Source organism: Sporomusa malonica (genome assembly GCF_900176355.1).
Taxonomy (GTDB): Bacteria; Bacillota; Negativicutes; order Sporomusales; family Sporomusaceae; genus Sporomusa; species Sporomusa malonica.
In genome coordinates, this window is the sequence record NZ_FWXI01000034.1 from 19,630 (window position 1) to 29,915 (window position 10,286).

Consider the following 10,286-nt stretch of genomic DNA (forward strand, 5'->3'; position numbering starts at 1 on the left):
CTGTAGCTTTGCTGTCAATCGAAATTGGGGCAAAGTATAGCGCAGCAAGCGCCTGTCTTCAATGTGGGGTGATGAAGAAAATGGAGAAAGGGGGCGAGAGAGGAGTACGGCTATGACTAAACAAGAAAGAGGTGTAAATCGATGAATCGGGTTCTGTTAAAAGCGGCGGTATTGTCTATTTCCTTATTACTGCTGGCAGCTACGGCAGTTTCACCGGCTATCGCCAATATCAGTGCGGCATTTAAGCAGGTAAGTGCCCAGACCATTATGCTGCTGGTTTCCTTGCCGTCGATGACAATGGTACTTGCTTCCCTGGTATTTGGCAAACTGAGTGAGTCTATGAGCAGACGAACGCTCTTTCATGTGGCTATGCTGCTTTTTTTGATTGGCGGCATTACGCCTTACTTTATGAATGACATTACCATGATTTTGGTGATGAGAGCTATTCTGGGCCTGAGTTTAGGCTTGATATTTCCGCTATCACTTGTACTCATTTCGGACTTTTTTGAAGGCGGCGAGCGGGCTACGATCATGGGCCTGCAGAGTGTTTGCGTAAATATTGGCGGGATCATATTCTCCCTGCTGGGCGGCCTGCTGTGTGTAGCCGACTGGCACAATACATTTCTGGCGTACGCATTTGGTTTTTTAGTACTAATCTTTGTTTATTTCTATCTCCCCGAACCGCCTAAACCTCAGGTGACGGCAAACCAGGGGGATGCAGCCAAAACCCCGCTGCCTGGTAAAGTGTATTTTATCGAAAGTGTTGTGTTCCTGTATAATCTACTGATCTTCGTTTTTTTCACCAACGTGGCCATCCAGGTTGTCGGTGAGAATATGGGGAATGCTGCGAGTGCCGGTATTGCGTTAACCATGTTTACCGGTGGCGGGCTTGTGGGTGGTTTGCTGTTTGGCAAAGCCATGCAGCTGTTAAAGAACTATACTATTGCCGTTGGCTGGTTACTGACCGGGGCGGGGATGGCGCTGATAGCCGGAACGCATGACTTTACTCTGCTGCTAACCGGCTGTTTTATTGGCGGGATCGGATTTTCCACAACCTGCCCAGCCTTCTTTGTTACGCTTTCCGTGTTGTCACCGCCAGCCCGTGTGGCTTTCAGTATCGCCTTAGCCTCGGCACTTAGTGGTATCGGTCAGTTTGTCGCCCCTTTTGTTTTTGAAGTGGTATCAGGGCAATTTGGTCAGGGACCGGGAAGATTTCCTCTCTTTGTCAGTGCGGTATCCTTTGTGGCGGTAGGGGTGCTCCTGCTGCTGCAAAATTATACACAATCCCCCAGTTCAGCTAAGCTAAACAGCTAATCATAAAAGGTAACGGGAGGGTATTAATGTATGAAAACAAACCAGGAGTTACTTAAGGAGCGTACAGAGCGGTTAAAGAAAGCCATCCTTTTAGAGAAAACAGACCGGACCCCTGTTATTCTTACCGGTGACGCTTTCTGTGCCCGACATGTCGGGATGAAACTATCAGAGTTTTGCATGAATCTGAAAGCGTCCCATGAAGCAATTTTGTCTTCCTTTAAAGCCCTGGGGGATGTAGATGGAACAGGCGGTACCTTTGCCGCCGCAGCGATGTTTCCGCTTATGTTTTATACGAGGATTAAACTGCCGGGCCGCGATCTCCCGGAAGATACCCCGTGGCAGCTTGATGAGCAGGAAGTGATGACAGTCGAGGATTATGACACGATATTAAACAAAGGCTGGCAAGCGTTTAGTGATGACTTTTTAAAGAACCGTCTGGGCGTGGATGTTGATTCGCTCTATGCCCAGCTGGCCGATGTCCCGCTATTCATGAAAAACTTTGAGGATGCCGGGTATCTGGTGTATACGCCCAGTGCCTCCATCACTGTGAATGAACACCTGAGCGGTGGGCGGTCATTGCCGAAGTTTTTGCGAGATATCTATAAAATGCCGGACAAGGTGGAAGCCGTGTTAGATATTATTCTGGCAGAGACCCTTGTCGGGTTCCGTGAACAAATCCGCGCAGTGAAGCCATTAGTGGTATTTATTTCTCCGGCCAGGGGGGCCAGTGAATTTTACTCCCCGAAAATCTGGGAGCGTTTTGTCTGGAAATATCTTAAGGCAGCGGCCGAAGTGATCATTGAGGAAGGTGCGGTTGTTGACCTGCATATAGACGGCAACTGGGAACGGGATTTAGCCTACTTCAAGCAGTTGCCCAAGCATAAATGCATCTTCGAATCAGATGGCGCCACTAATATTTATAAAATTAAAGAAGTCCTGGGCGACCACATGTGTATTAAGGGCGATGTGCCGGCAGCTCTGCTAGCCCTTGGTACACCTGATGAGGTCTATAACTATTGTACGAAACTGATTAAAGACATGGGACCAGGCTTCATTCTGGCCTCCGGCTGCACAATCCCACCCAATGCCTCTGTCGAGAATGTTAAAGCCATGATTGCCGCCGCTACCGGTAAATAAGCTCAATAGCCTCCGCTAACTTAGAGATGAAGAGAAATAAGTTGTTAAGGTGGGAGAAGGATGAGAAAAAGCATAGTCATCGCTGCCGTGCTTACGTTACTGGTGAATATCGTCAGTACCGTAGCAGCGGCCGGCCCGACGAATCCCTTTGGCGATGTCCCGGCTAAACACTGGTCCTATGCTGCGGTAAATCAGCTAAAACAAGATGGGATCATTGACGGCGACGGCCAGGGTACCTTCGGGGGTGACAGAACGGTTACCCGCTATGAAATGGCCCAAATGATCGCCCGGGCTATCTGGAATGCGGAAAAAGCCAATGCTGAGAACAAGGTGTTAATCGATAAGCTCTCGGCAGAGTTTACCAGTGAGCTTACCAGTTTAGGGGTGCGTGTCGCTACCCTGGAAAAGAAAAGTGATAAAATTACCGTCTCCGGTTTCCTGCATCTTTCTGACCAGGTATGGGATAACAGCGGCTCTTTTGCCGGTCATACCGCGACTACCGGTGATACCCCGCACCCTAACGACGGTCACTATCCGGCAGTCGGCATTGATCTGTATGTCAATTACAAGATTAATGACAAATGGCAAGTGAAAATTGAGAATGAGGCTGTGCGAGATTTTAGAACAGGCGGCTTCTGGACCCGAATTCCTAACGGCGACGGCACATATACGACGATTGACGGCACCGTTAGCGGTTCGCAGCGCTATGATCAAATGTACGCTGAGGGGCTTGTCGGCGCTACTACGGTAAAAGCCGGCCGGTTTGATTACGGAGCAGCCTACGGTTTAATGGTAACTCCCGGCCGCAAAGGGATCAATGGTGTTCAGTTTGCTGTTGGCGACCAGAACCGGACCACGTTGACCTATGGCTATTTCCGGCAAGGCTGGACAGGTAACGCTACCAATCCCTATCTCATTTCTAACAAAGCAGATAACCGGTATGCCGCCATTGAATTTGATGCCCCGATTGCTAAAGACCTCAATGTAAAAACAGCCTATCATAACCTAGCCACTGACGGCTCGGATACAAGCATTGTGTCAGATAATATTAACTTGTGGGAAGTCGGTGTCGATAAGATGATTGGCAAAAAGCTTAACCTTTTTGCCACTTATGGTGAGTCTGATGCCAACAGCCAGAACAAAGCATACATGGCCGGGATTACCTATGGACGAGCTGATCTGAATGCCCCCGGCTCTTATTTTGTAACGGCCCGCTATCTGAACGCTGAGGCCAAGGCTTCCATTGCCCCGGATAATTACTGGGTGTCTAAATATGATTGGGGTCTGAAAGGACCTGAGTTAACGTCACAGATCATCATTGATAAAAACGTTGATATCTTTTTGTGGGCTGCTTCTCTGAAGCCTACTGACGGTGTTCATACCGGCAAGTTGAACACTGTTAAACTGGGGGTTGACTTCTACTTCTAAATTCCCGACAGCCAGGGGAAATCCCGCCTATAAGGGTCTGTGGTGAAAAAAATGGAACCTTAATTGCAGTTAATAAAGCTACCCCCGGTCAAGTTCACACAGAATTTGACCGGGGGTAGCTTTATTATTTGTCATATTAATATTCACTAATATGGATCTGTCCCTTTTCCCTCTATAAAATATTTACTAAAACATGGCAGGAATTTCAAAAACAATGTAGAAAAAATGTAAAATCAAATAAAAACAAACAAAAACGAACAAAAATACAATCAAAATCGATATAAGTACGTAGTTGTGATGTTTATGTTGTTTATAGTGCAAAATTTTGCTTTGCATATGGCTTGTTTCAAGATTTGGTTTAATAGTCGTGAATGATAAACTAACAAAAACAAATATAAATATAAATACTTCCGTAAAACTTAACAGATTCCAGTTCGTTTTAACCGACTATGTTTGGGGAGATTTAATTCTCGAGTTCAAAGATACACCGATTGCGTGTTAAGTGATATACCATAAATTTTTGCACTCATGGAGGAGACTTGTTGCGCTATTTTGTTTAGTTTAACTAACTATATTTTTCTGAGGTGATTCCTTGTCGCTATATGACAAAACTGAGCGTCTGTACACGTTGATTCATAAAATTAACCGCAAACTGCGGAATCCGAAGTTCGACTCGGCAGATCAGAATGGATTACCACCTATTACAAAGGTTCAGTGGTGGATATTGAAGACCGTGTGGGAACGGAAGCAATGTACCGCCGGATATCTTGCGAAAATGATAGGTGTTCGTCCCAGCACTATGTCGCAAATGCTCGATCGCTTGGAGAATGCCGGTTTCATTGCCCGATTTACAGATGCTGCCGATGCCAGAGTGAGGATAATATGCTTAACCGATAAAGGGCAGAACATATTTCATCATTCAGAATCCAAGTTTGTCGAGAAATTGGCTGGCCCACTCGGGCATTTGACCCCGGAGGAACAGCAGTTCCTAATACTGTTAATGGAAAAGCTGGCCAAGCACTTTCCGCAGCAAAACAATGACTGACGACACTCCGAGCGGCAGAGAACTCCCGTATTTTCAAGTTAAAGCCGGGAAAGATTGTAACACTATTTTATTTAGTTCAACTAACTATTATGAGGAGGTGGCAAATCTTGTGGTTAATAACTGAAACTGGTACCAGGGAACTTAACGTATTTATCTTTTCCCTAATGGCCTTAACCTCGGTGGGCTATTTGTTCTATGGAATTTTTCGCCGTTACCGTTTTACGCAATTAGGCAGAAGCGAAAACCGTCACGACCGTCCTGTTGAACGGTGGAAATACTTTTTTACTACCGTAGTTGCGCAAAGGAAGGTCCGGGAATACCCCGTGTTTGGTTTGTTTCACCTGTTTATCGTGTTCGGCTTTCTGATTTTGCTGGTTGGTATGCCGAATATGGTCAAAGAAGGGCTGGTTAATAGCAATATTCACTATTTAGGGGATAATTATGGTTTTCTGTTTGTAAAAGATATTTGTAATGCTTTGATCATCATTGGCGTGTTAGGGGCGGCAGCTCGTAGAATGTTCGGGAAGCCGGAATGGCTGAAAAACAGTGTCGCCGGCTTTGCCAAACTTGGCTTGATTTTAACCATCGTATTGACTGAGGTTGGCTTTCACGGTGTCCGGTTTGCCTTAGGGCAAGACCTGAATTTGCTTACGGCTGCTCCGCTGGCTTTTGCTAGTTCGCATTTTTTTGTAGATGTTAATGAAATTGCGTTACATAAGGTTATGTCTTTTTTCTGGTGGACTCATTTCCTGGCTGTTTTTTCATTATGTTTTATTATTCCCAATTCCTCGCATTTACACTTGGTTTTTGCCCCTTTTAATGCTTATTGGCATACCCTTGCTCCTAAGGGAGCGTTAAGTAAAATCCAACAGGACGGCAAGCAAAAAGCAGTGTTTGGGGCCAACCATATGGAGGATTTTACCTGGAAGCAACTGTTTGATGCGTATTCCTGTGTTAAATGTGGACGGTGTAATGGCCAATGTCCGGGGCAATTAAGTGGTGAACCGCTTAAACCACGGGCCATAAACGGGCGTCTGCGTAAACATATCGAAACAAGAGCTCCCCAGTTAATAAAGGGAAAAACTTCTATAGCTGTGACAAAACAAGAAATAGGTACGAAAACCAAAACAGATAAAGCAAATAAAACAGATAAAAAGGCCAAGGGAGATAAATTCAAAAATAATCTGGCCGGGGGATTGTTTGAACAGGAATTTATTTGGAGTTGCACAACCTGCGGGGCGTGCCTTGAGGCCTGCCCGGTATCCATTGAGCATATCCCCAAACTAATTGATATGCGTCGTTACCTGGTATTGAACGCAGGTAATATCAGTGAGGGCATAAAGCAAGTCTTTGCTGGGATCGCCGGGGCGGGCAATCCCTGGGGTTATAGCCACAAAGACGGTCTTCACTGGGCTGAGGAGTTGTCTGTACCTACTATTCAGGAAAATCCACAAGCGGAATATCTCTATTATGCCGGTTGTGCAGCTACTTTTGATGCAACGGCACAAAAAACAGCAGCTGCTTTTGTGAAAGTTTTAAAGGCTGCAAAAGTAAACTTTGCCGTTCTTGGTAGTTCGGAGTGGTGTTGTGGGGATACTGCCCGGCGCATAGGCAATGAATTCCTCTTTGAAAAGACAGTAAATGATAATATTACTACTTGGAATAAGCTGAGGATAAAAAAAATCATCACTACTTGCCCACATTGTTTTAACACCTTGAGAAACGAGTATCCCCAATATTGCGGCGAGTTTGAAGTAATACACCACGCTGATTTTTTTGCAAGCTTACTCCGGGAGGGGAAGTTATTGGTTAACAAATCTTTTGCTCAGGCGGTTGTATTTCACGATCCTTGTTATTTAGGGCGTTATAATGATTTATTCAGTCCGCCGCGGGAGGTTATCCAAGCTATTCCTGAGGCTCAGCTAACGGAAATGCCCCGTACGCAGCAGCGCGCTTTTTGCTGCGGGGCTGGGGGTGGCCGGATTTGGACAATGCCTGCAGCCAATAATCTGATCACCGGTAATCGTGTCAAAGAAGCTGTCGCAACCGGGGCCGAAGTAATCGGTACTGCCTGTCCGTTTTGTAAAATAATTTTCTCTGAAGCAGTTAAATTGGAAGGATCTCATAATAAGATTAAGGTTTTGGATATCGCTGAGATTCTAGCATCAAGTTTATAAATCTAGAATTAATTAAGTCACTAAAAATACATGGGCTGATAATGGCGGAGGGAAAGTAATGAGAAAAAATAAGAAAATAGCAGCTTTAGCAGGGTGCATATTGGTAGGTTCTAGTTTTGTATCCATGGCAGCTGCAGAAGAAGCCAAGAGCAGTGAGGAGGTAACGCTTGAAGAAGTCGTAGTTACTAGTTCTAAGCTCTATGCAACTAAAATTACTGTTATTACTGAGAATGAGATAAAAGCCAAAGGGGCTCAAAATGTAGCTGAAGCATTGAAAGACGTAACTGGATTAAATGTTGTTAGTAGTAGTTCAAAGGGTAAGAGTTATGCTCAATTTCGCGGTAGTGATGCGAATAGCACTAAGGTATTTGTTGATGGTGTGTTGCTTAGTACGGTTGGTGATGGCAGGACAGACTTACGAACCATAGCTACAGATAATATCGAAAAAATTGAGGTGATAAAAGGCCCAGTCCCTGTTATATATGGTAGCAATGCTACTGGTGGGGTAATATATATAACCACAAAAAATGGAAGTAATTCATCTAATTCTATATCTATAGCAAGAGGAAGCAATAATACTGAAAAATATATGGCGTCATTTGGGGGAGATGCTGGAAATGTAAAATATTATTTTGGAGTAAAAAAAGAAAGTACTGACGGTTATACAGATCACTCTAACGAAAGTGCAGTATACTATAACGGTAAACTTAATTGGAGCCTTAATCCCAAAGCCTCGTTGACTGTATTTGGCTCGTACTCAGAGACTAAAGAGCAAATACCTAATCGTTATGATTCTGCAGGTAATTTAATTATCAATTCTGGCCGGGGTGGTTGTATATCTCAACAAAATAAGTACTTTTCGGGTACTTATAATTGGGAATATGATCCTATTAAACAATCATATATTGGCGTGGTATATGACCAAAAACTAAACGATAGTAGTGATCTTAGTTTGAAAACTTATCGATCTACCCAAAAAAGTTTATTATTTACTTCTGGGTATCAGAAATTAGATTGGGATGGAACGGTAGAGGGCTATGAATTGCAACATACTATAAGAACAAGTCGGATAAATACTGCTACCTGGGGCTATTCTTATGAAAAAGGAAATTTTACAGAATTAACGAGTAATATTGATGGAACGTATAATCGTGCAGATTATACTTACACTGGCAAAAGTTATTATATTCAAGACGTTATTAAGTTTAACAACAGACTAAATGCAAATTTTGGCTATAGACATAACGAAAATGAGGATCACATAAAGTCACTCGCTTTGTGGCCAACCTATGGTTCTATAAGCGGTACTTATACTTCAGATAACCCTGTTTTTAGCCTTAATTATAAGATAAGCGGAAATACTGAATTACATGGTTCAATAGGGAAAAGCTACAGGTATCCTAATGCAATGGAGCGATCTGCCCCTGGCGGTATATATAACGGTGTAACGTGCAATTATCTTTTGCCGGAAAAAGCTATTAATAGAGAGATTGGACTATCTCATGTAATGAAATCCGGGCTTGATGTTGAGGTTACATACTTCCATAAAAACGTAACAGACATGATTAAAAGTACAGGACAAGGTGGGGGAAGAAACCAGTATTTTAACATACCCAAAGTAGAAATGCATGGTTTTGAAGCAGAAATCAACCGAAAATTGAGTGACTGTACTAAAGCATTTGTAAATTATTCATATACAAATGCTTATGATACTCTAAAGAAGAGGCAAGTAAGTGACATTCCGTATAGAAATTTCTCATATGGTTTGAATTATTTGAAAAACGGATTAAATGCGAATTTAGCAGTTAGCTACATTGGCGGAAGGACAAGTTTGTTCAGTAATGGTAATGGTAATGGTAACAGCGATGGACAAAATGCCATTACGCCAGTGTCTTTGGCAGGTTATCATGTTGTCGACTTAAAAGTGAGTAAAGTTATAGATAAACGTGAGTACTATGTTAAAGTACAAAACCTGCTTGATAAGCAGTATTACTTGGGTGCATATCTTATCGCTCCTGGCAGGTATGTAGAGATAGGAACAACTATGAAATTTTAATCAATAGATGAATGGTTTTGAAGTTGGAAAAATATGATGTGCCCAAAAGCATCTCTAGTGATATTGGGGCAGGCTTTTAAAGGGAGAATTTAATGATGTTGGAAAAAAACGAATCTGTAATTAGAGATTACTTTAGAATTTTCGGGATGACCCTTACGCAAGCCTTGGTGGTTACTATTTTTGGTGTAGTGGCGGCTATTGGGAATATGGCACTAAAATTACCTTTGCATATTCCAGGGCATAGGGGACTGTTTATTATGTTAGCCTTAACTGCGTGCTGTATTATGATAAAGAAACCGGGAGCAGGAACACTTGCTGGTTTTATTGGCGGTTTTGTTACTGTGTTTGTAGCGCCAGGTGCCAAAGGAATTTTTGCTTTTTGGGATTTTCTATTACCGGGAGTAGTAATGGATGTATTTGTAAGCGTAATTCCGATATCAGTAAGTAAATGGTATATGATAGGAATTGCAGCTGGGTTAGCCCACCTATCAAGGCTTTTGGCTAGTTATATTTTTGGAGTCATCTTGAATTTACCAATGGCTTTTTTATCTCTGGGGCTAAGTGTTGTATTGGTGTCCCATTTACTTAGCGGGTTTGCTGGGGGTGTAATAGCGTATTTTGCCTGTGAGAGAGTGGCTTTTTTAAGACAAATTTCTCAAAAATGTAAATGACCATACTAAAGGATCGGTGTGGTAATTAAACACTAGTGCATTTTTAAGAATGGAGGTGTAAGCTATGCAAATCCTTGTATGTATTGATGATACGGATAATATAGAAAGTAGAGACCAGCTAATTAATGTCAAGTCTTTTTCTGGATTTTTTGTTTAAAGAAAATTACGCATAGGGAAACAAACCTTTCCCAATACCGAACAATATTTGAGAAGGGAATAGGTAATGTTTTGGTTTTTCTTCTTCGTTAGGCCGCTTTTTGTAGGATTTTTTGATACATTTCAACTTGTTGCTCAGGGGTAATCAAACGGAATGACTGTTTACTCTTCAATACCGAGAATATGATACGTAATAGCTTGTTCATAACAGCGCCTAGAGCTTGTTTCTTGGTTTTCGTTTCAATTTTCCGTTGGTAATATTCGTAAATCACTGAGTTAACCTGTGAGCCTTTCAATTCTTT

7 protein-coding genes and 1 pseudogene are annotated in these 10,286 nt (G+C 42.8%); 7 read left to right on the forward strand and 1 reads right to left on the reverse strand.

The features are described 5' to 3' along the window. Window positions 1–141: 141 nt before the first annotated feature. From B9A22_RS23355 to B9A22_RS23385, 7 genes are all read left to right on the forward strand, one after another. Window positions 142–1,314: an MFS transporter gene (locus tag B9A22_RS23355; protein WP_084578348.1), complete on the forward strand. Its 1,173-nt coding sequence runs from the start codon at window positions 142–144 to the stop codon at window positions 1,312–1,314. 30 nt (window positions 1,315–1,344) lie between these two features. Further along, the gene (locus tag B9A22_RS23360) at window positions 1,345–2,451 is read left to right on the forward strand and encodes a uroporphyrinogen decarboxylase family protein (protein ID WP_084578349.1); all 1,107 of its coding nucleotides are present in this window, start codon (window positions 1,345–1,347) and stop codon (window positions 2,449–2,451) included. A gap of 60 nt (window positions 2,452–2,511) precedes the next feature. Next, window positions 2,512–3,879: an S-layer homology domain-containing protein gene (locus B9A22_RS23365; protein WP_084578350.1), complete on the forward strand. Its 1,368-nt coding sequence runs from the start codon at window positions 2,512–2,514 to the stop codon at window positions 3,877–3,879. Between the two features lie 592 nt (window positions 3,880–4,471). Beyond that, window positions 4,472–4,924: a MarR family winged helix-turn-helix transcriptional regulator gene (locus tag B9A22_RS23370; RefSeq protein ID WP_084578351.1), complete on the forward strand. Its 453-nt coding sequence runs from the start codon at window positions 4,472–4,474 to the stop codon at window positions 4,922–4,924. Window positions 4,925–5,031: 107 nt separating this feature from the next. After that, on the forward strand, window positions 5,032–7,101 hold the full coding sequence (locus tag B9A22_RS23375; protein WP_176215664.1) for a (Fe-S)-binding protein: 2,070 nt from the start codon (window positions 5,032–5,034) through the stop codon (window positions 7,099–7,101). Window positions 7,102–7,159: 58 nt separating this feature from the next. After that, entirely contained in the window at window positions 7,160–9,157 is a 1,998-nt protein-coding gene (locus B9A22_RS23380) for a TonB-dependent receptor (RefSeq protein ID WP_084578353.1), read from the forward strand. A gap of 92 nt (window positions 9,158–9,249) precedes the next feature. Next, window positions 9,250–9,828, forward strand: coding sequence for a hypothetical protein (locus B9A22_RS23385; RefSeq protein ID WP_139796363.1), 579 nt, complete (start codon window positions 9,250–9,252; stop codon window positions 9,826–9,828). Window positions 9,829–10,073: 245 nt separating this feature from the next. Here the strand turns inward: B9A22_RS23385 and B9A22_RS25910 are convergent. After that, a pseudogene (locus tag B9A22_RS25910) lies at window positions 10,074–10,286 on the reverse strand (hypothetical protein); the annotation flags it as partial.

Excerpts from the sequence above, each read along its gene's own strand:
- B9A22_RS23385 (WP_139796363.1), top strand. The coding sequence starts at position 9,250 with ATGATGTTGGAAAAAAACGAATCTGTAATTAGAGATTACTTTAGAATT.
- B9A22_RS23360 (WP_084578349.1), top strand. The coding sequence starts at position 1,345 with ATGAAAACAAACCAGGAGTTACTTAAGGAGCGTACAGAGCGGTTAAAG.
- B9A22_RS23380 (WP_084578353.1), top strand. The coding sequence starts at position 7,160 with ATGAGAAAAAATAAGAAAATAGCAGCTTTAGCAGGGTGCATATTGGTA.
- B9A22_RS23355 (WP_084578348.1), top strand. The coding sequence starts at position 142 with ATGAATCGGGTTCTGTTAAAAGCGGCGGTATTGTCTATTTCCTTATTA.
- B9A22_RS23365 (WP_084578350.1), top strand. The coding sequence starts at position 2,512 with ATGAGAAAAAGCATAGTCATCGCTGCCGTGCTTACGTTACTGGTGAAT.